This window comes from Lacticaseibacillus zeae subsp. silagei (genome assembly GCF_030770335.1).
GTDB classification, from domain to species: Bacteria; Bacillota; Bacilli; order Lactobacillales; family Lactobacillaceae; genus Lacticaseibacillus; species Lacticaseibacillus zeae.
Window position 1 is genome coordinate 1,428,360 of record NZ_CP132484.1, and the last position, 25,137, is coordinate 1,453,496.

At 47.4% G+C, this 25,137-nt stretch carries 26 protein-coding genes and 1 tRNA gene; 17 read left to right on the forward strand and 10 right to left on the reverse strand.

The window, feature by feature from the left end; translation table 11 throughout:
• Window positions 1–86: 86 nt before the first annotated feature.
• Both LACZS1_RS06790 and LACZS1_RS06795 read left to right on the forward strand, forming a co-directional pair.
• Window positions 87–857 (forward strand): ABC transporter ATP-binding protein, encoded by a 771-nt coding sequence (locus tag LACZS1_RS06790; protein ID WP_010487818.1) that lies wholly within the window; start codon window positions 87–89, stop codon window positions 855–857.
• A complete protein-coding gene (locus tag LACZS1_RS06795) occupies window positions 841–2,916 on the forward strand; it encodes an FtsX-like permease family protein (protein ID WP_070650510.1) in 2,076 nt (691 codons plus the stop codon). The genes LACZS1_RS06790 and LACZS1_RS06795 overlap by 17 nt, the downstream gene beginning before the upstream one ends.
• A 168-nt stretch (window positions 2,917–3,084) precedes the next feature.
• On the opposite strand, the gene LACZS1_RS06800 is transcribed toward LACZS1_RS06795, so the two are convergent.
• Window positions 3,085–3,591, reverse strand: coding sequence for a hypothetical protein (locus LACZS1_RS06800; protein ID WP_010487822.1), 507 nt, complete (start codon window positions 3,589–3,591; stop codon window positions 3,085–3,087).
• Window positions 3,592–3,659: 68 nt separating this feature from the next.
• On the opposite strand from LACZS1_RS06800, the gene LACZS1_RS06805 reads away from it, so the two are divergent.
• From LACZS1_RS06805 to LACZS1_RS06815, 3 genes are all read left to right on the forward strand, one after another.
• Entirely contained in the window at window positions 3,660–4,397 is a 738-nt protein-coding gene (locus LACZS1_RS06805; RefSeq protein WP_070650509.1) for an MBL fold metallo-hydrolase, read from the forward strand.
• A 251-nt stretch (window positions 4,398–4,648) separates the two neighbouring features.
• Window positions 4,649–5,047 (forward strand): transcriptional regulator SpxA, encoded by a 399-nt coding sequence (gene spxA, locus LACZS1_RS06810; protein ID WP_010487825.1) that lies wholly within the window; start codon window positions 4,649–4,651, stop codon window positions 5,045–5,047.
• 549 nt (window positions 5,048–5,596) lie between these two features.
• Window positions 5,597–6,280, forward strand: a complete 684-nt coding sequence (locus tag LACZS1_RS06815; protein ID WP_070650508.1) for an adaptor protein MecA — start codon at window positions 5,597–5,599, stop codon at window positions 6,278–6,280.
• A 128-nt stretch (window positions 6,281–6,408) separates the two neighbouring features.
• On the opposite strand, the gene LACZS1_RS06820 is transcribed toward LACZS1_RS06815, so the two are convergent.
• The 4 genes from LACZS1_RS06820 to LACZS1_RS06835 form a co-directional block, all read right to left on the reverse strand.
• Complete coding sequence (locus LACZS1_RS06820; protein ID WP_172493506.1) at window positions 6,409–8,229, reverse strand: glycerophosphoryl diester phosphodiesterase membrane domain-containing protein; 1,821 nt, start codon at window positions 8,227–8,229, stop codon at window positions 6,409–6,411.
• Entirely contained in the window at window positions 8,223–9,164 is a 942-nt protein-coding gene (locus tag LACZS1_RS06825) for a dihydroorotate oxidase (protein WP_274804338.1), read from the reverse strand. The genes LACZS1_RS06820 and LACZS1_RS06825 overlap by 7 nt, the downstream gene beginning before the upstream one ends.
• A 129-nt stretch (window positions 9,165–9,293) precedes the next feature.
• On the reverse strand, window positions 9,294–9,476 hold the full coding sequence (locus LACZS1_RS06830) for a hypothetical protein (RefSeq protein WP_070650505.1): 183 nt from the start codon (window positions 9,474–9,476) through the stop codon (window positions 9,294–9,296).
• A gap of 12 nt (window positions 9,477–9,488) precedes the next feature.
• Entirely contained in the window at window positions 9,489–9,875 is a 387-nt protein-coding gene (locus LACZS1_RS06835) for a hypothetical protein (RefSeq protein WP_047107557.1), read from the reverse strand.
• A 167-nt stretch (window positions 9,876–10,042) separates the two neighbouring features.
• On the opposite strand from LACZS1_RS06835, the gene LACZS1_RS06840 reads away from it, so the two are divergent.
• The 3 genes from LACZS1_RS06840 to argR all read left to right on the forward strand — a co-directional run bounded on the left by LACZS1_RS06840 (window position 10,043) and on the right by argR (window position 12,520).
• Window positions 10,043–10,113: transfer RNA gene (locus LACZS1_RS06840), tRNA-Gly, on the forward strand.
• Window positions 10,114–10,332: 219 nt separating this feature from the next.
• Window positions 10,333–12,015: an arginine--tRNA ligase gene (argS, locus tag LACZS1_RS06845; protein ID WP_070650504.1), complete on the forward strand. Its 1,683-nt coding sequence runs from the start codon at window positions 10,333–10,335 to the stop codon at window positions 12,013–12,015.
• Between the two features lie 49 nt (window positions 12,016–12,064).
• The gene (gene argR, locus LACZS1_RS06850; protein ID WP_010487841.1) at window positions 12,065–12,520 is read left to right on the forward strand and encodes an arginine repressor; all 456 of its coding nucleotides are present in this window, start codon (window positions 12,065–12,067) and stop codon (window positions 12,518–12,520) included.
• A 448-nt stretch (window positions 12,521–12,968) separates the two neighbouring features.
• Here the strand turns inward: argR and LACZS1_RS06855 are convergent, their stop codons facing one another.
• Window positions 12,969–13,799: an RluA family pseudouridine synthase gene (locus tag LACZS1_RS06855; RefSeq protein WP_070650503.1), complete on the reverse strand. Its 831-nt coding sequence runs from the start codon at window positions 13,797–13,799 to the stop codon at window positions 12,969–12,971.
• A gap of 111 nt (window positions 13,800–13,910) precedes the next feature.
• Here LACZS1_RS06855 and LACZS1_RS06860 point away from each other — a divergent pair, with 111 nt between their 5' ends.
• From LACZS1_RS06860 to LACZS1_RS06870, 3 genes are all read left to right on the forward strand, one after another.
• On the forward strand, window positions 13,911–15,953 hold the full coding sequence (locus tag LACZS1_RS06860; protein ID WP_047107554.1) for a PBP1A family penicillin-binding protein: 2,043 nt from the start codon (window positions 13,911–13,913) through the stop codon (window positions 15,951–15,953).
• 22 nt (window positions 15,954–15,975) lie between these two features.
• Window positions 15,976–16,323, forward strand: coding sequence for a YlbF family regulator (locus LACZS1_RS06865; protein WP_010487847.1), 348 nt, complete (start codon window positions 15,976–15,978; stop codon window positions 16,321–16,323).
• A gap of 191 nt (window positions 16,324–16,514) precedes the next feature.
• Window positions 16,515–17,483, forward strand: coding sequence for a 3'-5' exoribonuclease YhaM family protein (locus LACZS1_RS06870; RefSeq protein WP_047107552.1), 969 nt, complete (start codon window positions 16,515–16,517; stop codon window positions 17,481–17,483).
• A 92-nt stretch (window positions 17,484–17,575) separates the two neighbouring features.
• Here LACZS1_RS06870 and LACZS1_RS06875 read toward each other — a convergent pair whose 3' ends face one another.
• From LACZS1_RS06875 to LACZS1_RS06885, 3 genes are all read right to left on the reverse strand, one after another.
• Window positions 17,576–18,481 (reverse strand): peptidylprolyl isomerase PrsA, encoded by a 906-nt coding sequence (locus LACZS1_RS06875; protein ID WP_010487850.1) that lies wholly within the window; start codon window positions 18,479–18,481, stop codon window positions 17,576–17,578.
• A 147-nt stretch (window positions 18,482–18,628) separates the two neighbouring features.
• A complete protein-coding gene (locus LACZS1_RS06880) occupies window positions 18,629–18,988 on the reverse strand; it encodes a YtxH domain-containing protein (RefSeq protein WP_070650502.1) in 360 nt (119 codons plus the stop codon).
• Window positions 18,985–19,419, reverse strand: coding sequence for an HIT family protein (locus tag LACZS1_RS06885; protein ID WP_010487852.1), 435 nt, complete (start codon window positions 19,417–19,419; stop codon window positions 18,985–18,987). Before LACZS1_RS06885 ends, LACZS1_RS06880 begins: the two co-directional genes overlap by 4 nt.
• Window positions 19,420–19,516: 97 nt before the next feature.
• Here LACZS1_RS06885 and LACZS1_RS06890 point away from each other — a divergent pair, with 97 nt between their 5' ends.
• The 4 genes from LACZS1_RS06890 (at window position 19,517) to trmB (ending at window position 23,540) form a co-directional block, all read left to right on the forward strand.
• Window positions 19,517–20,248, forward strand: coding sequence for an ABC transporter ATP-binding protein (locus LACZS1_RS06890; protein ID WP_070650501.1), 732 nt, complete (start codon window positions 19,517–19,519; stop codon window positions 20,246–20,248).
• On the forward strand, window positions 20,245–21,459 hold the full coding sequence (locus LACZS1_RS06895; protein WP_070650500.1) for an ABC transporter permease: 1,215 nt from the start codon (window positions 20,245–20,247) through the stop codon (window positions 21,457–21,459). The genes LACZS1_RS06890 and LACZS1_RS06895 overlap by 4 nt, the downstream gene beginning before the upstream one ends.
• A gap of 209 nt (window positions 21,460–21,668) precedes the next feature.
• Window positions 21,669–22,442, forward strand: a complete 774-nt coding sequence (locus LACZS1_RS06900; protein ID WP_070650499.1) for a phosphotransferase family protein — start codon at window positions 21,669–21,671, stop codon at window positions 22,440–22,442.
• A gap of 459 nt (window positions 22,443–22,901) precedes the next feature.
• The gene (trmB, locus tag LACZS1_RS06905; RefSeq protein WP_070650498.1) at window positions 22,902–23,540 is read left to right on the forward strand and encodes a tRNA (guanosine(46)-N7)-methyltransferase TrmB; all 639 of its coding nucleotides are present in this window, start codon (window positions 22,902–22,904) and stop codon (window positions 23,538–23,540) included.
• Here the strand turns inward: trmB and LACZS1_RS06910 are convergent.
• On the reverse strand, window positions 23,537–23,878 hold the full coding sequence (locus LACZS1_RS06910; protein WP_070650497.1) for a small secreted protein: 342 nt from the start codon (window positions 23,876–23,878) through the stop codon (window positions 23,537–23,539). The genes trmB and LACZS1_RS06910 overlap by 4 nt on opposite strands.
• A gap of 162 nt (window positions 23,879–24,040) precedes the next feature.
• Between LACZS1_RS06910 and LACZS1_RS06915 the strand changes: the two genes are divergently transcribed.
• Both LACZS1_RS06915 and ytpR read left to right on the forward strand, forming a co-directional pair.
• Window positions 24,041–24,358: a thioredoxin family protein gene (locus tag LACZS1_RS06915; protein ID WP_010487858.1), complete on the forward strand. Its 318-nt coding sequence runs from the start codon at window positions 24,041–24,043 to the stop codon at window positions 24,356–24,358.
• A gap of 14 nt (window positions 24,359–24,372) precedes the next feature.
• Window positions 24,373–25,011, forward strand: a complete 639-nt coding sequence (gene ytpR, locus LACZS1_RS06920) for a YtpR family tRNA-binding protein (protein WP_070650496.1) — start codon at window positions 24,373–24,375, stop codon at window positions 25,009–25,011.
• Window positions 25,012–25,137: the final 126 nt, after the last annotated feature.

Sequence of the window (25,137 nt, forward strand, 5' to 3'; positions counted from 1 at the left end):
AATGTCGCCGACATGGCAATTTGTCAGGGAGGACGATGAACAGCAGTCACCACTGGTTTTTGGTAGAATGATGACGGAGGTAAGCCATGGCAATTTTAGAAGTATCTAATTTAAGTAAAATCTTTGGACAGCGACATGATCGGGTTCGCGCTTTAAATGACCTCAGTTTTCAGGTTGCAGCCGGCGAATTCATCGGCATCATGGGGCCAAGTGGTGCGGGAAAGTCGACTTTACTGAATATTTTGGCAACGATTGAAACGCCTAGCACAGGTAAGGTCAAAATTGCCGGATATGATCTGGAAGCTTTGAATGAAAGTCAACAAGCTGCATTCCGTCGCGATCATCTGGGTTTTGTTTTTCAAGATTTTAATTTGTTAGACGATATGACGGTCGCGCAAAATGTCCTTTTACCACTGACGTTACAGCGTCATGTTCAACCAGATCGCGCTGAACGTCTCCGGACGGTGTCCCAGCATCTCAATTTAGATCCGTTATTGAAGGCGTTCCCGGGCGAGTTAAGCATGGGTCAGCGTCAGCGGGTAGCGGCGGCGCGGGCGGTGATCACACAGCCGAGCCTACTGTTGGCCGATGAACCGACCGGGAGTCTCGACTCATTGGCAGCAACAGATTTTTTGCGGTATCTCCAGCAGTTAAATCAGCAAGAGAAAACCACGATTTTGATGGTTACCCATGATCCGTTTACGGCCAGTTTTGCCAGTCGGATTATTTTCATTAAAGATGGGGCGTTTTTTGCTGAAGTAACCCGCGGCAAATCCCGTGAGCAGTTCTTTGATCGCATCATTGATATGGAAGCGACAGTAAGCGGAGGAGGCCATTCACGTGTGGCAACAGATTAAGACCAACCTTGTGCGTCATCGGCACGAAGATGGCTTGCAGATCATGATTGCTGCATTGATCAACGCGATTATGTATGCGATTGGCGCGGTTGCGAATAATCGGTCGATTTTAAGTGATGCCAGCAAACGATTAGGCAGTTTGGATATTGTACCCAGCCTGCTAATGATTGTCATGGTCCTGCTGGCTTTGTTTTCGATCAGTTTCCTATTGTATTTAAATAGCCTGTTAATTGCCCGTCGTGATCAGGAGATCGGCTTATACCGACTTTTGGGATTATCCGGTGCCAAACTGGGAGTGACGGTGTTTATTGAAAGTCTGATTGTCGGTGCGATCGGATTGATAACCGGGGTCTTGCTTGGATTTATTCTATCGCCATTGTTAGGCATGGTGTTGATCCGCTTGATGGCTTTGCATACTCCGATTGGTTTTATGGTGTCCCCATCAGCGTTGCTGGACGTTTTGACATTGATGGGCGTGGTTTATCTGTTAGTTGGCGCCGTTAATGCCATTTATGTTCAAAATCCACTTCGCCAATTCATTCGGCAACAAGATGTGCCTGCCCCGCCCAAGCCGCAAACCTGGTGGCGTTTTTGGCTTGGTGTAGGCGGCTTTGCGTTATTGGTTGGTAGTCTGTTGACGATGCTGCGCTTGTTGCCAATTAGTGGTAGTTTAATGCGATTACTACCATGGATTCCGGGCCGAATGATACTCCCAATTCTCTTAGTTGTGCTTGTGACAGCGCTGCTGCTGGGACTTTTTCTTGTTTTTGCCGACTTTTTGCCCGGATTGGTGGCGTGGTATCAGCGTCGTCATGAGATGCAGACCCGCAATGCAAGTGGCATTTCGCGCCATCTGATTATCAAAAGGTTGCAAGGCAATGCCCACTCATTGTGGTTGACGACGCTGCTTTGTGCTGTGACGATCACGATGCTTGGCAGTTCGGTCATGTTGTTTCAATACGAACAAGAATTGGTGTTACGTGAAATTCCGACGACTGTCGTAGCCTCCGGAATCGGCGTTGATAATGTGACGGACGTTTTAAAAAAAGCCAAGGTCAAGCCGACGCACGCGGTCACCATGTCGACTAAATTATTATATGCCGAGATTAGGTTAAGGAATCAAGTTGGCCAGATTCGCGATCAGCCTAGTGTTTACAATGTCGTCGCAATGCGTGATTATCGTCGGGTAGCGCGACTGCAAAAGAGTTTACCCCCAGTTCGATTACGACAACAGGAAGCTCAGTTAATGTTGCCAAACAGAACCGGGTTTCGACCGGTTGGCGCGCGGCGTAATCCGGATCGAGCGATTATGTTACCAGGTAGTGACACGTCACTTCGGCTCACCCGAACGACTAATCTTTTTCCAACCGGGAGTAATAATTATTTTGACCGGGGATTACTGGTTAGTGATCGAACCTTTGACATGTTAGAAGGCACTCCGGACCGGTTATATATGGCTAAGCTGCCTAAAACAAGATCTGCACGCCGGGCACTGACACAACTGCAGCATTTGGACAATAGCAAGAATCTGCAGGAGTACGTCAATATTGGTGCCAATGAACGGGCAGGCAACGATCTGAAAGTCACTAATCGGGTGAGCGCCAAAATGAACTTCTGGCGTAATCCGATCGGGCTGCAAGCGTCGGAACAGAATTTTGTCAGTACGTTATATGGCTTTTTGCTATTTTTGATCTTGCTGCTAAGCGGTGTTTTTGTGGTCGCGACAGGCAGTATCTTATTGCTCAAACAAGTCATCGCCGTGCGTCAGGAGAAGCGGCATTTTCAGATATTAAAGCATTTGGGGATGGATCCGCAACAGATTCGGCACACGATTTACCGTCAGGCTGCGGTGGTTTTTGCGGTCCCACTTGTATTCGGCATTATGATGGCACTGTGTGTGATCAGTGTGATGACCAATTATCTTGATAATCCGCCATCGCGTTATCTAGGACTGATGATTGCCATTTATGCCGGGATTGACTGGTTGTTTTATCAGGCGACTGTGCATGTCATGATTCGCATGGTTGACGGGCCGGTTAGCCGGTGGGTCAGCGACTAATGAAAATGCATCAAAAAGCACCAGAATGACCAGCGAAGATCAGCGATAACGGTGGTTTGTTATTGGAGATCGGTTCTGGCGAATTCTGGTGCTTTGATGTTAGACGAATACTTGCCGGCTCACAGGACTGACATGTTAGAAATTTTCCGGTTACATGGCCGGCTCGGTTTAATCTTTTTGATGGGGGTCAATGACGGTATAACCCGCTTCATGAAAGCCATTGGCCGAAGCGGCGCGGCGAATGAATTCCTTGACTGACGAGAGCGCTGGGGTATTCTTGAACTCGTAGTAGTCATTGCTGGATTGCCAGACAGAAACCATCAGAAAATTATCAGGGTGTTTGACTTCTTGCGCCAACAGGATATGATTTTCCCCAAGCAAGATGTCATGGTTATCGATCAATTGTTTGATTTTTGATAAGAACACTTTAACATCGTCCGTGTCCAAATTAAAATACATGAACTGCACATAGCCATTTTGTTCGGTTGGACCTAAGCTCGTAATGACGTCGTAACGCAATGGCGCGCTGAATGTCGCCCGGCCGCTCGGATCATAAATCATGTAATCCAAGCCGCTTTGTGCCGGTTTTAGCAATTTTAGTTGGGGATCATGGCGCTCATCGAGCAATTTGACAAGGAACGACTTGCTACCGAAGACTGTTTGTATTGTGGACATACCGACCACCTCCACACTTATTATAAACTTCTTAGTGGCTTTTCAGGTTGAAAGGGAGGAAAAACTAAATGAAATTGACAGTTTTAGGTTATCTCGGCGGTTATCCAGATGCCGGCCACGCAACCAGCACGTACTTAGTTGAAAGTGGTGATTATCATTTATTAATGGATTTAGGCAGTGGCGGTTTGCTTGCCTTGGAGAAGGTTTTTGATCCATTGCAACTAGATGCGGTTTTGCTAACCCATTATCATCACGATCATACGGCGGATGTCGGCGTGTTGCAATATTACTATCAGCTGCGTAAGGGTGACAAAAAAGTCTCGCCCTTGCCAATTTACGGCCATACGATGGATCCGTTAAACTTTGGCAGTCTAACCTTTGGCCCGTATACGCAAGGCATGGGCTACTCCGCTGACAGTACCTTGCATCTGGGACCCTTCACAATAACATTTCTTGAGACGCAGCATCCGGTGCCAGCCTTTGCGGTGCGTATTGTTGAATCAGGGACCAATAAAGTGCTGGTCAACACAAGTGATACCCGTTACTTTTCTGGATTGGTACCGTTTGCAAAAAATGCCGATCTCTTAATGGCAGATACCAATTTTCTGGCAGATCAACCGTCACCACGGTGGCATTTAACCGCACCTGAGGCCGGCCAGTTAGCAAAGGATGCCGGCGTCAAGCAACTCTTGTTGACACATTTGCCGCAACAACTCGACCTTGATACCTTAAAACAGCAGGCTGCAAAACAAGCAGTGGGCATACCAATTTTGTTAGCGGCAGATGACTTGACAATTAATGTCTGATAGTGATCATAAATGTTCACTTAAAATGAGAACTAAATGTTAAAAAATTAGTTATTATAACTTGAGCTATTTTTCACAAGAAAACTTATAAAAACGTTGATTGTGCAGAGATCTACAGAGATTTCAAAATTGGATTTTCAATTTTTAAAAAATTATTTTTCTGAATATGATTGCGCCGCTTCGAGGCAATCTCGTATACTATACCTGTAGTTGAGAAGGATTCCTCGTCAAAGAAAAAGGAGCGAGCGCTCATGGTTATTTTATACACGTCCCCAAGTTGCACATCTTGTCGGAAGGCGCGCGCCTGGTTAAAGGAAAATAAGATTCCTTTTAAAGAACGTAATATTTTTTCTGATCCATTGAACGTTGATGAAATCAAGCGGTTATTGATGATGACCGAAGAGGGTACCGAAGAAATTATTTCAACACGTTCGAAGATCTTCCAGGAGCTAGGGATTAACATCGATGAGTTATCGACTGGCACGCTGATTAAACTGGTAGCAAAATATCCGGGTTTACTGCGGCGGCCGATCATGATGGACGACAAGCGTCTTCAGGTTGGATATAACGAAGATGAGATCCGGCGCTTTTTGCCGCGGTCTGTGCGTACCTTGGAACTTCAACAGGCGCAATTATTGGCAGGATTTTAATTTGATAAGTCGTGGTCTTTTACCCGCGTGACTGTTGTACTTAAACAAGCTAACAGCCAATTGGTCATTAATCATAAAATAAATTGTCTCGACACGTGTAGAAGTGTTGGGGCATTTTTTATTTTGGCTTGAAGGATAAGGTTTTAGACAGGAGCGGGTTTTGAAAGCGTGTTTATTGGGGTGGTTTGGGCTTTGAAGCGCGTTCACTGGCGCAGAAGTCTGCGGGTAAGTGGCCTCAGACGTGATGGCTAGGCACGCCCAAGGCCGCTTACAACCGGCCTTGCTCACGCTCTGAAACGCGTTCACTGGCGCAGAAGTCTGCACGTATAAGGACCTTAGGCGCAATGGCCAAAACCGGGCCATCACGTCTAAGGCCACTTATACTCCGACTTCTAAGCGCGCCAGTTCACACTCTGGGCACCAGACTTGATCATAGCGTTTACGTGCGGTAGAATGCCTTGACGTAGTAAATCTGCTATAATGTAGTAAGTGGTCATGTGATGAACCACAGAACTCAGGGTTCCGTGACTAAAGTGAGGTGCAGCAATCATGGAAATGGAACGGATTAATGCAAATACGATCCGGGTCATGTTAGGCAACGATGATCTAGCGCAGCGGGGAATTACGGTATTGGATCTACTTGGCAATCACAAGCAGATTGAGAGCTTCTTTTACAGCATCCTCGATGAAGTCGACAAAGACCATACGTTTGCCACAAACGAGGCCGTGACGTTTCAGGTCATGCCGAGTCAATCCGGGCTCGAATTGTTGATCAGTAAGAATGGTCAAAAGAACGATGATAGCGACACCGGTTCTGATGATGACAGTACGGACACCCAAGTACCGGATTATATTCGTCAGCAGCTGCAAGGCTTAGACGCCAACGATCAACATGATCAACAGGTAGTCGACGAAGGCGGTTATATTGACGCCAAAAAAGCTCCGCAAACCGAACTCGTATTGAAATTAAAGGACTTTGAAGACTTTATCAGCCTTGCGCAGACGCTGCGTTTGGAAGGCGGAAAGAGCGATCTTTACCGGTATAAGCAAAATTATTACCTCGTATTAACGTTCTATCCCAATGAGATTTCCTCTAACGAAGCCCATGACGAAATGGCGGTTGCCTTGGAATTTGGCGATCGTTCACCATTGTCATCTGCGGTTCTGTCAGAATATGGTAAGCGTTTGATGGAGACCAGTGCTTTAGAGACGGCACGTTATTACTTTAAATAAATAAAATAGCTTCAGTGACTGACCAATATTGATCGGTTAAAGAAAGCCGGCATCATTTCCAAAATAGAAATGGTGCCGGCTTTTACTTTGCTTGTTCTTTGAGAAAGGGTGACACATGACTCAATGACTTAAAACGGCGAATTGTCCTCTGTTGAGTAGCCATTCAAATAATCCAAAAGCTGATCAGCATAGGTGGGGTGATCATTCATCTCACGCAGCGTTGCTTTCAACGTACCTAATTGATCGGTAATAATGCCGTCCGCATCCATAAACGTCATTTTTTGCATATCATCAGGATCGTTAACAGTCCAGGCATAGATGGCTTGATGGTGGGCGTGCGCTTGATCAGTCACGGTGCTTGAAAGTGTGGTCGTTTCTAACGTATAGCCACTAGCCGGTGTTTCCGGGAAAACCAACGTATACGGTAGGATAAAGAACGTCTTAAGCTTTGGTACCCGTTGGCGTAGCGTTTTCACCACGCGATAATCAAGCGAATGCACTTGATCGCGGTCGACCAATAAGCGTTGCGCATAGCGTTTGATGAACCGATCCATCATTTGCGGACTATCCTGTGACGTGGTTTTGATTTCCACTAGTAGTTTTTGATTCACTTTCTCAGCGGCCGCCAAATATTGGTCAAAGCTAGCGACTTTGGCAGCGTGGCCGTTTTCGCGCGCAGTCAATTGCGTGATTTCCGCCAGCGTAAGTTGATGCGGTGTGGCGTCTTTGCCGGTTAACGCCTTTAAATTCTCGTCATGCATGACGACAAACTGATGGTCCTTGGTTTCATGAAGATCCATTTCGACATAATCCGGTTTTTCTTTGGCGGTTGCCAAAAGTGCGGGAATCGTATTTTGAACGCCGTTGCCATCATCGACGCCGCGGTGGGAAATCGTTAATGGCTGGGTAGTTAATGCTCCGGTCAGATAATCATGATAGAACAGGCTAGTGCCGCTGATAATGACCAAGATCAATGCAAATGCACTGATTCGGAAAAGGAGGGTACGTCGCTGTTTTGGCGCTTGGACAATGCGGTCTTGATTACCAATCAAGTGAAAAGTTTCCGCTTGCGATGTCGCCAATTGATAAAGCATCACGGTGAAAAAGACCGTGATTAGTAGCATGGCAACCTGTAAAAAACCGAGATTGATCGTGGCACCAAGCAGCGCCCATTGCTGCCATTGTTGATCTAGATAGGTTTGAAATGCATATAAACCTGCAACCAACAAGATCGAAAGCATTAGAACCGGGATCACAATGAGTAAAACTGCCCATAAGGTTCGCCATGCTTGTCCCCGAGTGGCCCGCCAACTGCGAACCACCGTCGCCCGCGGAGGTTGATCATTGAGAATTAACGCTGGCAACAAGGGGAGAAGTCGGATGGCTAACCAAGTGCCTAACAAATAAAGCACAATGATCAACACGGTCAAATACCAGTGTCCAAAAATATAATCGATGATAAAGTCAGGAATGGTCAATTTGGCCAAGAGACTGGTTTTAAAAACAATACTCGAAAACGGAAAGACTAAAACAAAATAGGCAATCAGAATGACAATCGTTGTTGGCGTCAACCGCCGAGTTTTCCTGAGCGTAACCCTAGCAAGTTGGCGAAAGCTTAAGCGCGTCTGGCGATGAATGTTTTGAATGCCGAGTAACAAGAATGCGAATTGCCAGTAGACAAACAGTAACAGCAATAATCCAATCAAAAGTAACCAGAGCGCCGTCACAGGTTTGGTTGTGACGATCTGGCCTAAATTAGTCAACGTCACGTAAGGCACTTTTCCCAAGCGCAAGACTTGCTGGGCACCGAAAGTCAGCAACGGGATGATCGCGAGGCCAACGACCAAGTTGGTCACACTAATGAGTAGAAAATACGCGCCCCAGTGCCGGGCAAAATCTTTTGTGTTGTGCTTGAAGTAAGTCCAGACTCTGATTTTTTCATTCATGATAAGACTTTTAATTGCCCTTTGAAGTCACTAATGGCATTGTAGCCTTTAGTTTGCATCACAGCGCGTAACTCGCGGGTAAGCCGCGTGAACGCAGCTGGGCCTTCTTCTTGCAAGAGGGTACCTACCTGGACAAGACTTGCGCCGGCTAGAATCAAATCGTAAGCATCCCGGCCGTTGGTCACGCCACCGGTACCGATCAGTCGAATCTTAGGATCGAGGCGCTGCGCAAAAGCCCGGACGTTAGCAAGCGCGATTGGTTTGGCGTAGGCACCGCCGATGCCGCCAAAGCCACCTTTAGGCTTGATCAACGCCGTGTCGGTTTCCGGATCAATCATAAGGCCGTTGCCGAGGCTGTTAATCGAATTGACGAATTTAAGCGGGAATTGATTGAGAATCGCCGCCATCTGGTCAAATTGCGCGAGGTCAAAATAAGGCGGCAACTTGACACCGGCCGGTTTGGTAAAGAAGCTAAAGAGATTGGTCAAAACTTCCTGTGTCCGGTCAAAGTCATAACCGGTCTGCGGCTTGCCGGGAACATTCGGGCAGCTTAAATTGAACTCAACCAACCCGTTAAAGTCTGAATCTTCAATGGTGTGGGCCATCGCCAGATTTTCTTCCATGGAAAGACTGGCAACCGAAAGAAAAATCGGCTTGTCCGGATGGGCTTTTTGAAAGCTCAACGCATAATCCAAATAATACTCGAGACCTTCATTAGGCAGCCCCATGGAATTAATCGATCCTAGTTCTAAGCGGGCATATCGCGGGCTGGGATTGCCAAGTCGCTTTGCCTGGGTCGCGCTCTTGGTAACCAAAGTTCCGGCATCGCTTTCTGCCAGTTCATCCAGTTCGTCTTTGGTGTAGCAGCGTACGCCACTTGCATTCATAAACACGTTGTCAAATTGAAACTCATCAATACTTGTATGCAGATCAGTCATGTGCCCACTCCTTCAATATTTGCTGTTCCCATTTAAGCATAGAAAAGCGCCAGAAACCAGTCACTGGCTCGCCAGCCAAACAAAAACGCCCCGGCATCGCGGAAAAGATGGCGTACGGAGCGTTAATCATTAAGTGAAGGCGTTTAAAATCAAAGCAATTAAAGCAACCGCACCACTCATCAGCGTTAAACGACGAGCGCGATCAGGCGGCTGATGCCTAAGCATTAACATCAACCAACTCAATAAACCGATAAAAGCCGCTAGAACCCCGATGACAAAGATTGCCAACAAGATCATTTGAAAAGTTCGCATCTTATTTGTGTCCTATAAAGCAACATTGTCATTCGGCGTTACCAATCCCGCTAGTTTGGCGGCTTTTTGCCGAATATCGTCTGGCGGCGTTTGCGGTAAGGTAAAGTGTGTCTCCATCTTGTGGGGATCAAAGTCTGGCGTGACGCTCACTAACGAGTAGAAAACGTTACTTGAAACAGTATCCGGAATATCTGACAGTGTATAGGCGCGGATCTCGGCTTCTTTTTTTGGCAGATGGCTTAAGAAATCAGCCAAGACCCGATATGAATAATAAACGGTTTCTTCATACGTTGTCCCGACTGCCTCAGCATTAGGGATATTAGGGAAACTAATGCGATAACCAGTTTTGGTTTTCTCGTTGCGCGCCACGAAGTAATAGTGACGTCCCGTTTTTGCCATCTCGACCACTCCTCTTCTTTCCTATTATTATAACACGGTGAGAAAGATTAACAAAAAAATTACGCGTACTCATTTTTAAGATGTTTTCTCATTGAAATCATAGAAAAAAAGACCGATTGTGGCTTTGCAAATGTGCATTGCCGTGATACACTTATATGCGTTGATTTGCGGTCGTAGTTTAGTGGTAAAACTCCAGCTTCCCAAGCTGGTGTCGCGAGTTCGATTCTCGTCGACCGCTGTATAGGTCCGAAGAGAAAGAGGATGTCAGGTCAATCGGCGTTTTAACAGTGAGATCGGCTAGTGCAAACGATCACGTCAGACCAGGCGGCGCGCTTTTGAGGATCAGTATTTTGAGTGGACATATGTCAAGTAGAGTGGTACCGCGGGCAAAGGCTCGTCTCTTCGATAAGGGGGAGATGGGTCTTTTTTCGTGGCATCATCATTTTAGGAGGAACTTATGGATTTCAAAGAACTTGTTGTCAATGCCCTTAAGCCAGCCTTGGCGGGTCAACTGGATGAAGCAAAGATTGCCGCGTTAGTCGAAACGCCTAAATCATCTGACTTAGGTGATTATGCTTTTCCCACTTTCTCATTAGCCAAAATCCTGCACCGGGCACCCAAAATGATCGCCAGCGATTTGGTTGAAAAAATCGATGCGGCGCCATTTGAACAGGTTAAAGCGGTAGGCGGTTATGTCAACTTTTATTTGGACAAGATTAGTTTTGCCCACGAAGTCTTGAAAGCCATTGCCCAAGAAGGCGACCATTACGGCAATGCCAAAATGGGGAAAGGCAATGTTCCGATCGATATGAGTAGCCCGAATATTGCCAAGCCAATGTCAATGGGTCATCTGCGTTCGACGGTTATCGGGAATGCGCTGGCCAATATTTTGGCAAAAGTCGGATACAGCCCGATTAAAATCAATCACCTCGGCGACTGGGGCACCCAGTTCGGCAAGTTAATTGTGGCTTATAAGAAATGGGGCTCTGAAGCAGCGGTGAAAACCGATCCGATCAAAAATCTGCTTCAGTATTATGTGGAGTTTCATGAGAAAGCCGAAAAGGATCCGGAATTGGAAGAAGAAGCGCGGGCATGGTTCAAACGCCTTGAAGATGGCGATGACGAAGCGCTCACGTTATGGCGGTGGTTCCGAACCGTGTCGTTGGCCGAGTTCAATCGCATTTACAAGATTCTCGGAGTGGATTTTGATTCCTATAACGGGGAAGCCTTTTACAACGACAAAATGGACAGCGTGGTTAAGACGCTTGAAGACAAACATTTGCTCAAAACCAGTCAAGGGGCCGAAATTGTCGATTTAAGCAAGTACAACCTTAATCCGGCACTGATTAAGAAGTCCGATGGGGCTACGCTTTACATGACGCGTGACTTGGCTGCGGCAATTTTCCGTAAGAATCATTATCACTTTGTCCAAAGCCTGTATGTGGTTGGTAACGAACAGCGCGAGCATTTTCAGCAGCTGAAAGCAGTCTTGCTGGAAATGGGTTATGACTGGGCCAATGATATTCACCATATTCCGTTTGGTCTGATTACGGCAAATGGCAAGAAATTGTCAACCCGCCGCGGCAACATTATTTTACTAGAAAAAGTTTTAAACGATGCGGTTGATCTAGCTAAGCAGCAAATTGCCGAAAAACATCCGGATTTGCCGAATGCCCAACAGGTAGCTCATGAAGTGGGCGTCGGCGCGGTTATTTTCCATGACTTGAAAAATGAACGGTTAGATAACTTCGACTTTAATTTGGAAGAGGTTGTTCGGTTTGAAGGCGAAACCGGTCCTTATGTTCAATACACCAATGCCCGGGCGCATAGCATTTTGCGGAAAGCCGACATTGCGCCAGCACCGGAAGTGGCTTTGAGTGATCCGGCTGCATGGGATGTTTTGCGGGCATTGGGTGATTTCCCGGCCATTCTTGTGCGGGCCGCTAAGGAGTATGAGCCTTCCGTGATTGCCAAGTATGCTTTGCGCTTGGCCAAGGCGTTTAATCAGTATTATGCCAACGTCAAAGTTTTGGTTGAAGACAGTGAATTGCCGGCCCGGCTCGCGATGGTGAAGGCGACCACGCAGGTTTTGGAGAATGCCTTGCATTTGCTCGGTGTGGCCGCACCGGAAGAGATGTAGTCCGTCATACCATCGCTATTAACGACAGCGTCATGGTGGAGGTATTGGGATGAACAAAAATGAACGGCAGGCAGCGTTGGCGCGAATTATTAACCAAAAGCCAATCGCCACCCAAGAAGAGCTGCTGGCAGCTTTAAAAGCGGCGGGCATTGATGCCACGCAGGCAACGATTTCCCGCGACATTCGCGAAATGAAAATCGTGAAGGCGCAAGATGCAACAGGAACACTGCGGTATACGATTTTTCGTGGCTCGGCGGAATCCCAACTCGAGCGTCTAGGCCGTTCGATCCGTGAAGTCGGCTTGTCGATCACCCGGGTTCAGTTTATGAATGTCATCAAGACACTGCCGAGCAATGGCAACTTGCTGGCGGCCATCATCGACGATATCGATTTTGATCAGGTCGTCGGCACCATTGCCGGCCATGATACCATCGTGGTCATCAGTCCCGATGAAAAGCAGGCGAAGTGGTTTGAAGAAGCGTATCGGCATGCTTTTGATCGGTGATGGCGGTGTTGTTTGATTGAGGCGTGACGAGTTGACAAAAGACGAGGCTGGGGCTTAATTCCATTAAGGATGTTCAAGTTTTAACGAACTTCGACTAATGAAGAAAAAAGGTTAGACAATAAGTTCCACGTCGTGTCAAACTCCGCAATCTCCGGCGATTTGGGGCTGGAACGCTGTGGGCACGACTTCGAACCCGCAAAGCCCGCGGTTTCGAAGCTCGGCCTTGTTGTAGGCGGGGCAAAGAGCGCCCCACCAACAACAATTCCACGGCTGAGCTCCAAATCGCCTACGATTGCTCCGCTTTGGCACTAATATCCTAAAGTTGCTGTCAAATTATCTTTGACGAAACAAAAAGCGAACGCATTTTTCAGTATTTTGAAAATGCGTTCGCTTTTATGATCTGGCCATGAATTATGCTCCAGCCACGGTTTTCTGCCCTATCGATTGTCTAGAAGGGCACCGGACTCGTGACGATGAGTTGTTCGCCACTAAGCGGCTTTGTAAGGCGAACGCGATAGGCGTGCAGGCGCATCCGCGGTTCATGACTTGGCGGTGCATATAAAGGATCACCGATGATTGGATAGCCGATACTGGCGAGATGGACGCGGATCTGGTGAGTGCGGCCGGTTTCCAGGCGAAGAAGAACGGTGGCAGTTGTCGCCGTTTCCGCAATCCGTTGGTAATGGGTGACGGCCGGGGCACCATCAAGACGAATCATCCGCTTGCGTTTGTCTTGCGGATCATGGCCGATTGGTGCGTCAATACGGCCTTCTTTGGGGATGCCGCGCTGAACCACCGCAAGATAGTCGCGGTGCATGGTTTTTGCCGCTAGCTGCCGATTAATAATGGCTTGTGCAAGCGGATTTTTGGCAATGACTAAAAGTCCGCTAGTCGCCATATCCAGCCGGTGCGTGATCAGCGCTGGGTGAGGAACCAAATACGCAGCAGCCTGATTCATCAAGGTGCCGGTTTCTCCCGGCTGATTCGGATGGGTTTTCATGCCTGCAGGTTTGTCGACAATGAGTAAGTTGTCATCTTCATAGCGGATATCGAGATGGGGCGTTTCCGGCACATAGGCCAGGCGAATCGGTTCGTCGTAAGTCATGGCGATACGGTCACCGGTGGCCACTGGCTCGTTAAAATGCCGATAATGCCCATTTACCTGGATCGATCGAGCAACGCGCATCTGATGTTGCCGTTTGCGGGGAATCAACCAGGATTGAAGCTGATCACGCAGACTCGCATGCGTTTTTGCAATGGCAATGGTTTGAAATAACAAAAGTTTTCCTCGTTTCCTTTGACCATAAAGTTTGCTTAAAAACCTGAAGCCGGGATTTAGGTAGCGCCTAGCTATGCTACAATAAATAAGATTCACAATAGGAGGGCAGGCATGGAATTTTTATCACGTGTCTGGCAGGGCATTCGGTGGTTTTTCCGCCGGTTTCAGGTGATTCGTTGGCTGATTTTAGTCGGACTAACGGTCATTTTGGTGTTCTCTGCCTGGTTTACTTATAAAGCCAAAACCGCTGATGTTCAAAATATTAAAAGTACCTTGCAAACCAAAACGGTCATTTATGATGATAACAATGAAGAAGCAGGGACATTGTATGGCCAAAAAGGGACCTATGTTGAGTTAAACGACATTAGTAAGCAGGTTCAAAATGCGGTGATCTCAACGGAAGATCGAACTTTTTATACCAATGGCGGGTTTTCGATCAAAGGGATTCTGCGGTCTGCATTCAATTATGTTATCCACCACGGTCAGATTATGGGTGGTGGTAGTACGATTACCCAGCAGCTCGCCAAAAATACGTTATTGACGCAGAAACAGACGATCATGCGTAAGGCGCAGGAATTGTTCATGGCCATTCAGCTGAATAAAGTTTACTCCAAGCAGGATATCCTTGCCATGTATCTCAACAATGCGTATTTTGGCAATGGTGTTTGGGGCGTGCAGGATGCGGCGAAACGGTATTTTGGCAAAAATGCCAGTCAATTGGATGCCAGTGAAGGGGCCATTTTAGCAGGGATGCTGCGGAATCCCAGTTACTACAATCCTGCTGACCATAAAGACAACGCCATTTCGCGACGCAACGTTGTTTTGCAACTGATGGCCGACAACCATAAGTTAACCCAGGCTCAGGCCAATGCGGCTAAAGCCCAGTCGGTGCAGGTTGTCGATGCCTTTTCAACGGCTAATGCGCAGAAATATCCGTCTTATTTCGATTCGGTTATTGAAGAAGCGCGGAGTGAAGGTATTAGTGTCGATGACATTCTGAACAAAGGTTATAAGATTTACACGAACTTAGATCAAACGTATCAGCAGAACCTGCAAACCAGTTTTGAGCAGAACTGGGCATTCCCGGCCGATGCTGCGGATGGTAAACAGGTTCAAGGTGCCTCCATCATCTTGGATCCCAAAACCGGTGGTGTGCGCGCAGTCGTGGGCAATCGCGGTGAGCATACCTTCTTAGGGTTTAACTATGCCACCCAGCTGCGCAATTCACCCGGTTCGACGATTAAGCCGCTGATGGTTTACACGCCCGCATTGGAAAATGGCTACCATTACGATTCGATTTTGAAAGACGAAAAGCTTAGTTATGGCAAAAATCAATATACGCCGACCAATGCCACGGGAACTTATCTGGGCACTGTGCCGATGTATAAGGCGCTGGCAGATTCGATTAATGCGCCGGCAGTATGGTTGTTAAACAAAATCGGCGTTCAAAAAGGGGTTTCCAGTCTTGATCGTTTCGGCATTCAACTCAAATCAAGCGACCAGAACCTGGCAGCGGCACTTGGCGGTTTGAAAAATGGGGTGTCCCCGCTCATGTTAGCGCGGGCGTATGCGGCGTTTGCCAACGGCGGTAAGCTGCCGACGACCCATTTTATCCGCAAAATTGTCGACGCGACGGGCCAGACGGTGGTCGATAATTCGAACCCGCCAAGCCGTCAGATCATCTCCAAAAAAGTGGCGCAGGAAATGACCAGCATGATGATTGGCACGTTCAACGAAGGCACCGGATCGACGGCCAAACCATCCGGCTACACCATTGCCGGGAAAACCGGCAGTACCGAAGTGCCAAGCAGTTGGGGCTATGGTACAAAAGACCAGTGGGTTGTCGGATATACACCGGATATCGTCAATGCGACCTGGATCGGTTATCCGACAACCGACAGTCAGCATTTCCTGCAGGGCACAAGCACTTCTGGCGTAGCACCGTTGTTCAAGCTTGAAATGTCCAAATTAATGCCCAATACCCCGCAAACCGCCTTTGATACCAAGGATGCGGCACAAATGGCAAGTATTCAGACACCAGAAAAAAATGACGATATTTGGCAAGGAATTCAAGATGGTATCGATAAAGGCATAGACAGTGCCAAGCAAACTGTGGGAAAATGGTATGATAATATCAAGGGCTGGTTCAAATAGGCTCAAAAAAGTGAGGTAAAGTATGGCAAACGTTTACGACACCGCTAATCAGATGGCGGAAGATATCAAGACCACTCAGGAATTTCAGGATCTCAAGAAGGCATTTGACTTGTTGAAGCTGGACACCGTTGCTTACGGCTTGTTCCAACAGTTTCAGCAAAAGCAATACGAGATGCAGCAAAAGTCAATGCAGGGACAGGATTTCACGGATGAAGAAGTGAAATCGCTGCAGGCACTTGGCGACAAGATGCGCGACATCCAACCGATCCAAAACCTGATGGCCAAGGAACAAGGCCTGTCACAGATGATGGACGAACTGAATAAAATTATTTCCCAGCCGATTATTGATGTTTATCAAAGCAAACCTTAATCAGTTAACTGGGTCAGTGTAGGTGCTGAATCCGTTTAGGAACCTGCACTAGAAAAAGTTCCGGAGAGCGTTCTCTCTGGGGCTTTTTTATTTTGGCGACACACGATGAACAATTGAGACCTTCCTTGTACTTTAGGACCGACATCGGTATGATTTAGTTAGCTTGTATAGTAAAGGAAAAGGTGACAACCGTGGCAAAACGGCTTTTTGATTACCATAATGAAGAGGATGTACGGCTTCCCGTGCTGATTAAATCGGCTGAAGTTCGCGTAGCCAAGAATGGCAAAAAATTTATTGCGATGATTTTCCAGGATAACTCCGGCCATATTTCCGGGAAGTTCTGGGATGCCACCGCTAATGATATTGCCCAGTTTAAAGCGGGTGAGGTGGTTCAGCTATCCGGGAAACGTGAACTATACCAAGGTAATCCGCAAATCAAGATTTATTCAATGCGCCTTGCAACACAGGAGGAGGGCAACGATCCCAAGAATTTTGTCGAGCGGGCACCGGAAGCGCCTAATGCCATGGAAGAAGAGCTGAATAGCTTTATTTTTGAGATCACCAACGCCAACTGGAATCGCATCGTCCGCAAATTGATTAACGATCATAAAAAAGCATTCTTCAGCTATCCGGCTGCCAAGTCGAATCACCACGCGTTTGCTGGCGGGCTTGCGTTTCACACGTTGAGTATCTTGCGGTTGGCCAAAAGCGTCACCGCTCAGTATTCGAGTCTAAATAAAAGTCTGCTATACGCCGGGGCCATTTTGCATGACTTAGGCAAAACCATCGAATTAAGCGGACCGATTTCGACCGATTACACAGTACCCGGGAATTTAATCGGGCACATTGTCTTGATTGACGAGCAAATTGTGCTGGCTGCCCATCAGCTTAAAATCGACATCAATGGGGAAGATATGTTGCTGTTGCGGCATGTGGTTTTGGCCCATCACGGATTGCTTGAATATGGCTCACCGGTTCGCCCGCAGTTATTAGAGGCGCAAGTGCTGCATGAGCTGGATGAGATGGATGCCTCTATCAATATGATGACCACCGCTTACCAGCATGTTGATCCGGGGACGTTTACCGAACGGCTTTTTGGGATGGACAACCGGCGCTTTTATCGGCCGACGAACGGTCAGACATTTCCGGATCCACATTGATGTCATTAAGCAAGCATGACTAAAAACTGAAGGTACGCAAAAAGGCTCGCGCCACGTCCGCGAGCCTTTTGTTATCCTATTTGGGCTAGGTTTTAGTTGGAAGTGCTTGAACTGCTTGAGCCGCTGCTCAGGTAGCTTGAAAGAACGTCTTTAAGGTCGTTATCCTTAATTGAAACGTTAGCCTTCTTCAAGACTTTGGTAATAACACCGTTCATCACGGTCTGATCACTCTGCCATGAAGTGTAAATCTGATTTTCCAGATCCTTCTTGTGTTCCTTCATGGTACCTTTCTTGCCGATGGAAATGGCACGAATGACATGGTACCCATATTGGGTCTTAACCGGTGTTGTCGTGATATCGCCAGGCTTTTTGAGCTTGAAGGCAGCTGTCTTGAAGGTTGAATCCAAGCTGGTATCCGTGTTATCGAAGGCAGTTAACTTACCACCTTTATTCTTGGTACCTGTATCGATAGAGTTCTTCTTAGCCAAAGCCTCGAAATTCTTTTCGGTCGGATCCTTTTGGTAATCGGAAATGATTTGTTTAGCTTCATCTTCGGTCTTAACCAAGATATGCTGTACCTGAATCTTGGGTTGATACTTCTTCCACTGGGCTTCAATTTGCTTCGTGGTTGGCTTCTTCATGTCCTTTAAAGCAACTTCGGAATACAACGTTGTCCGGATTTGATCTTTGAAGCTTGATTCGGTGTAGCCGTTTTGTTCAAGCGTTGAATCAAATGAAGAACCATATTGCTTCTTCAGCTTGTTGAACTGGCTGTTGACCTTTTTGTCTGACACCTTGTTCGGGTATTGTTGTTCTAACGCCTTTAAAACGATCATGTTACGTAAGGTCGCTTGACCGGTGGTGGTCTTCTTCATGGCGTTATAATACTCATCTTTGGTGATCTTGGCACCCTTCATATTTGCAACAGTGCCGCTTGAACAGCCTGCTAAGGTCACTGCTACAAACAAGCCAACAACGCCGAGAATCCATTTTTTCATGCAATCACACATCCTAATCTAAAAAGTTTCTGTTTAACACTGCCGTCTACTATACCATAACTTATCGCCATACGCCGATCTTCACATAACTTTCAATAATCCGTCACGGCTTGGCGACAACTGCTTACGCCATTTTCAATGTTTTGGTTAAGGTTTTGCTGTAAACGTCGGTGCTTTGGTGCCAAGATCGCTGACTGCCTCATGGATCTTATCGAGATGTTCCTGGATCGCGTCCGTACGCGGTGCCGTTTCGAATTCGAAAGTTTCGACGCTGTTGGTAATGTCTTTCATGGCTGGCTTGAGCGTTTGATCAACTTCAGCGGACAAGTTCGTTAGCGTCTCACTGAGGTGGTTGATGCTTTGGCGAACTTGGGTGACGCCATTTGCAACGCCGTTAAAATAAGCAGCAATCTCCTGTTGCCGTTGCGGACCGGTTTTTTTGGCCGTTAATATTCCATAGATCGTACCGGCAACCGCGCCTAATAAAAAGCCGTGACGAAATTTCATGCTTGTGCCTCCAGCTGGTTGCGAATTTTGGCGGCAACGGCCTCAAGCTTGGCATTATCATACTGAGCACTGTGGTCACCGAAATGCATACCGAAGTCGTCTTGATCGCTGTAGCGCGGGATCAAGTGGATATGTGAATGAAAGACGCTTTGATAAGCAACTTTGCCGTTATTGTTCAAGATGTTCATGCCTTTGATGGCCGGGTTGCTTGCCTTAATCGCCCGGGCAATTTTTGGCACCCGTTCAAAAACTGCGGCGGCTAGGTCAGTATCATAGGCAAAAATATCGGGAACGTGTTTCTTAGGTACGATTAGCGTATGGCCCGGCGTGACTTGCGTGATATCCAAAAACGCCTTCACGACATCGTCTTCATAAACCGGAACGTTGGGAATCTCATTACGAACAATCTTACAAAAAATGCAATCAATCATGTTCTTGCCTCATTTCTGCTTACGCTTTTGTTAATAGAAACCTTGATTTCATGCTATCATATCCCTAACTGAAATTATACAGATAGGGACTGGTAAGATGACTTTAACAATTGATGGACTCACTGGCGGTTACGGCAATTTAACGATTCTCAAAGATGTCAGCTTCTCGGTACCTTCAGGCAAAATTGTCGGGTTAATCGGTCTTAACGGGGCAGGTAAATCGACGACGATTAAACATATTATTGGTTTACTGACGCCCCAAGCCGGCACAATTGACTTAGACGGTAAAACATTAAATACCGATCCAACCGGTTTTCGTGCCAGCCTAGCTTATGTACCGGAAACTCCGGTGCTTTATCCGGAGTTGACGCTTCGCGAGCATCTTGACATGACGATCATGGCTTACGACCTCGATAAAGACGCAGCTTGGCGCGAAGCCGATACGATGCTGGAACGGTTCCGCCTTGACAACAAACTGGACTGGTTCCCGGCTAAATTTTCAAAAGGTATGCAGCAAAAGGTGATGATAGTGGCGGCGTTTATGACGCATGCCCAACTATTCATCATCGACGAACCGTTTACCGGTCTTGATCCGCTGGCCATTCATGATCTTTTGGACATCGTCACGGCTAAAAAGCAGCAAGGGGCATCGGTGCTCATGTCAACGCATATCCTGGCAACCGCCCAGCAGTATGCTGACGAGTTTGTGTTGATCAAATCCGGAAAAGTGCGGGCGACCGGCGACATGGCCTCCCTGAAGCAACAATTCGGTTTGCAGGACGGCAGCCTGGATGACATTTACATGAAGATGACGGAGGAAAAAGCATGATCCAGTTATGGCGAACACGTCTCCGTCAACACGTACAAGAACAGCAAAAATATTTGCGGTTGGTGTTTAACGATCATTTCGTTTTGATTTTGCTGATTTTGTTTGGCGGTGCGCTTTATGCATATAGTCAAATTGTTAAAACCTTGCAACCTTCTGGATGGCTTGCTTTAGGACTGGCTCTGATTTTCACCGGCTTTCTGAGCCTTGGTCAGCTGGCCACGCTTGCGGAAGCACCGGATCAAATTTTCTTGTTGCCAAAAGCCGAAGCCTTTAAAGCTTATTTGTTGAAGGCACGCCATTATAGCATGATCCTACCTGGCGTCTTGTTGACATTTACGAGTTTAGCGATGTGGCCGTTATTTGCGCAGCTTGGTCAGGATCCGGCAAGCGGAACGATGGCATTGCTCGTGTCCTCGTGGTTGTTTAAAGATCTTGATTTGTGGTTGCAGTTTTTACAGCGGTACCGCCTGCCGATTCGCTGGCATCACCAGCGGCTTATACTGCTTAGCATTGCGTTCATCGCCTTGTTTGGCGGATTTTACCTTCATCCTGCCATGACGCTTTTAGTAGCGTTAATCTTGAACCTTATTTTTAGATGGCAGTTAAAATCGGTGCTTGACCAAGGCCGCTTGAATTTTTCCGCTTTAATTAGCTTGGAAGAGGCACGCATGGGACGGGTGTATCGGTTTTACAATCTCTTTACCGATGTCCCTGGCTTAGCCAACAGTGTCCATCGGCGCCGATATCTGGATGGCTTGTTGAAACTGGTCAAGCCCCAGCAGGCAACGACATGGCTATTCCTGTATTTGCGTGGCTTTTTGCGCGGCGGCGAATACCTTGGTTTGTATGTGCGTTTACTCGTCATCGGTGCCGTGATCGTGGCCGTTTTGTCACCGTGGTGGCTGGTGCTGGGCTTTGCCATCTTGTTTCTTTACATGGTCGGGTTCCAACTGTTACCGTTTTATTATCAGTATGATGATATTGTCTTTGTGCATTTGTATCCCGTGGCGCCTGAGCAGAAGCCGGCTGCGTTTGAGCAGCTGTTAACGGTTTTGCTGTTGATTGAAGTACTGACATTTACGCTTGTGACACTTGTTCGGTTGCAATGGTTGGCAGCCGGGTCAATCTTCATCGGTGGCGGACTTTTTGTCTGGGCATTTACCCGCTGGTATGCGCGCATGCGGTTAAAACAGCATCACGTCATGATTTAATCCTGGTTGGCTGACAGCTCCAAGTCAAAACAAAAACGTTCGGTGGAAAATGAAAAGCCTGCGTATTTCGTCAGGGTAGCTACAATTGGCAATCAGTCTTGACGGGCAAATCGCAACTTAGTAATATGAAACGTGGACGCACGAGCGCCTGGGAGTGTCTTTTTGATGACTAGAACCATTCCTGCGGCCAGATATAAGGAGTAGTGCCTATGGAGTTTGAATTAGATGCCGGGTGGTCCCTGCAACCTGCGGGCGGTTCCACCGGAAGTGCGTTTCTTGGGGTTTATGCGAATCAAAAGTATTTCCTTAAACGTAACGCTTCACCATTTCTTGCGGCACTTTCAGTTGAACACATCACCCCGCGGTTGCTATGGACGCGCCGGGTCAGTACCGGCGATGTGTTAACCGCACAAGAATGGTTAGACGGCGAAACGTTGACTCGCGAGCAAATGATGCAGCCGGTCGTCGCCAGCATGTTAGCAAAGGTACACCACTCAAGCTTATTAAAGCGAATGCTTCGCCAAGTCGGCGGTCAAGTGTTAGATCCTGATCAGTTACGCCAATCGTTGTTGCAGAACTTTCCCGAAAATCTTGCGGCTCAACCGCGGGTGGAGCAGGCACTGGCGGAGATCCAACGCTGGGTGCCGCGGGTAACCGTACAAAGTGTTTGCCATGGCGACTTGAATCACAAAAACTGGCTGCGAGCAAACGGCCGGCTTTATTTAGTCGACTGGGAGCAAGTAGCACTTGGCGATCCGGCCTATGATCTTGCCGATGTCATGGCACATTACGGCAACCACGACACGTGGCCGGCGTTCCTAGCAGCTTATGGGGCAAACATGGATGATCAGTTGCAACATCGGCTTTATTGGTACAGTGACCTGCATTTATTAAGCGATATGAAGACCGCTGCGTTGCATCAGCGATCGGATGAAGTGGCAAAAGCCCTGCGCCAGTTCGAGGTACTGCAATCCACACATTGAAGTGGTGCAACAAGTAGCAAATCAAAAGGCCTGTGGCAAAATGGCTTTGTCGCGGGTCTTTTGATTTGTTGAGCGTGAGCCGGCGCGCTTAGAAGCCGGAGCATAAGTGGCCTTGAACCTGAATGGCTGGTCTTTGGCCATTCAGGTTCAAGGTCCTTATGTGCAGGCTTCTGCGCCGGCGAACGCGTTATGGAGAGCTGAGCGTGAACAGGAGCGCTTAGAAATCGGAGTGTAAGTGGCCTCAAACCTAAATGGCTGGGCTTTGGCCATTTAGGTTTGAGGTCCTTACACGGAGATTTCTGCGACTGTGAACGCGTTATGGAGAGCGTAATGCCGGACACGCGCAGGCTTCTGCGCCAGCAAACGCGTTACGGCAACCACCGCCCCCTAAACAAACACGCAAGTTAATTCAAAAAATCACCGCATTAAACAATACTCAAAGATAAGGAAACGATACCAATGCGATTACGTAACAAAACATGGGCTAAACCATTGATTGAGGCTCATCCTGAGATGATCCTCGTACGGCCAGAAAAAATGCCCGGTCAGTGGCAGACACGATTTGCTCAAGACCAGCCACTCTATCTTGAAGTCGGGTCTGGCAAAGGGCAGTTTATTGTTGCCATGGCTCAAGCCCATCCGGACTATAATTTCATCGCTTTGGAATTGCAGGAAGCAGCCATTGCCATGATTCTAAAGAAGCAGGTGGCGTTAAAACTGCCTAATCTTCAGCTCGTTTTAGGCGACGGCGCCGATTTAACCGATTATTTTGCTGACGGTGAAATTAGCGGTTTGTTTTTGAACTTTTCCGACCCGTGGCCAAAAACCAGACACGAAAAAAGACGGCTGACTTATCGCGACTTTTTGCGGCAGTATCAAGCGATTATGAAGCCAAACGCCTTACTGCAATTTAAAACGGATAATCAGGGGCTTTTTGAATACTCGTTGGTGAGCATGAATAACTTTGGCATGACCTTTGACCTCGTGTCGCTTGATCTTCATCACGACAAGCGCGTTACCGATAATGTGCCAACCGAGTATGAGGAGAAGTTCAGTGCTGACGGCGGCCGGATTTACGAGTTAGTCGCGCATTTTTAGTTTTCCACCAAGTGAAGTTGGTGGAGTCGCCATAAATGGCCATCAGGTTGTACCGCAAATTCAAATTGTTGGCGGGTATGGTGGTGACGTATCGTCAGGCCACCTGTATAAAACCGAACATGGTGCTGACCAGGCGTTTCAATCGTTGTCGGATACATGGCAATCCAACTGTTCTCAATGGTTCCGCGGTTTGCGAAACCGGCTTTAACGTTGGCTAGGAGCCGATTAGGGATGGTTCGGTAATAAAGTCGGTGATGAATTAGCACCGATATTCCCGCTGTGATGATGCCGGTTGCTAACCAGACAGCAAAAGACGATCTTAATTTCGAAACTCGCATGATAGCCCTCCTTAACGCAAAAGATGCTATGTCTTTTTTCAGTTGTCGGCTTGTGGCTAAACATCTAACTTAAGTATAATGTAACTAATATGAAGTTACATTGCACCAATGCGGTTTTCCTGTTATAGTTACTTTTAAATAGTAAGCGAAAGGGTGTTGGCTATGAAAGAACTTGGATCGAATACAGCAATTTTGGATGAGGTTAAAAAGCCGGGGAAGAAGATGCTGTTTTTCTCTGCAGATTGGTGCTCGGATTGCCGCTTTATCAAACCGGCAATGCCAGAAATCGAAAAAGATTTTCCAGACTATGAATTTGTCGCGGTTGATCGTGATAAGAATTTAGAAGTTGCCCAGGACATGGGGGTCTTTGGCATTCCGAGCTTTATTGCCTTTAATGACGGCAAGGAAGTCGGCCGGTTTGTTAATAAAGACCGTAAAACAAAACAACAAGTCGAGGACTTCATCAACGGCTTGCATTAATTTTGGAGGTTCACATGCTTATTACCAGTTATAATCAATCAGCATTCGGTGATACGTTAATTGCGATCACAGGGCCGGATACAGCGACACAGACGACCCAGCAAAATGGGGACGTTGTGGCGATCTTAAATGACCAAAACCAGGTGATCGGCTATAACTTTTTCAAGGTGAGTCAGTGGCTGGGTTCTTTAACAGGCAAAGGTCAGGTTAAGTTGACCAAAGAACAAGTGGCAAAACTAAATGCTGCTATTCAAGAAGCTGGGTTACCGGGTCAGCTTGAAGCAGATGACAAGCCAAAGTTTGTGATTGGCAAAATTGTCGATTTCAAGGACCATCCTGATGCTGACCATCTACATGTGGCGCAGGTTGATATTGGTGAGAAGCAAGTGCAGATTGTTTGTGGTGCCCCCAACGCTGCTTTAGGGCAGACGGTCGTGGTCGCGCTGCCTGGTGCCATGATGCCAGATGGTAAGATTATCTGGCCGGGTTCACTGCGCGGCGTTGCCTCTTACGGCATGATCAGCAGTGCCCGTGAATTGGCCATTCCCGGCGCCCCACAACGCCGCGGTATCCTTGTGATGCCGGATGAGCTGGCTGCCGGTACTCCGTTTGATGCCAAAAAAGCCGCGGCTGTGGTGGCTGCGCAAGCATAATGGAATCTGTTTAAAGTAGGTTGTAAATCGACTCAGGAGTACAATGCCTCTTGGGTCGATTTTTTGTGAGCGCGTTATGATGAAAAGATTATTTTTATAGATCAAGGATTCGGGGAACCGGCGCGT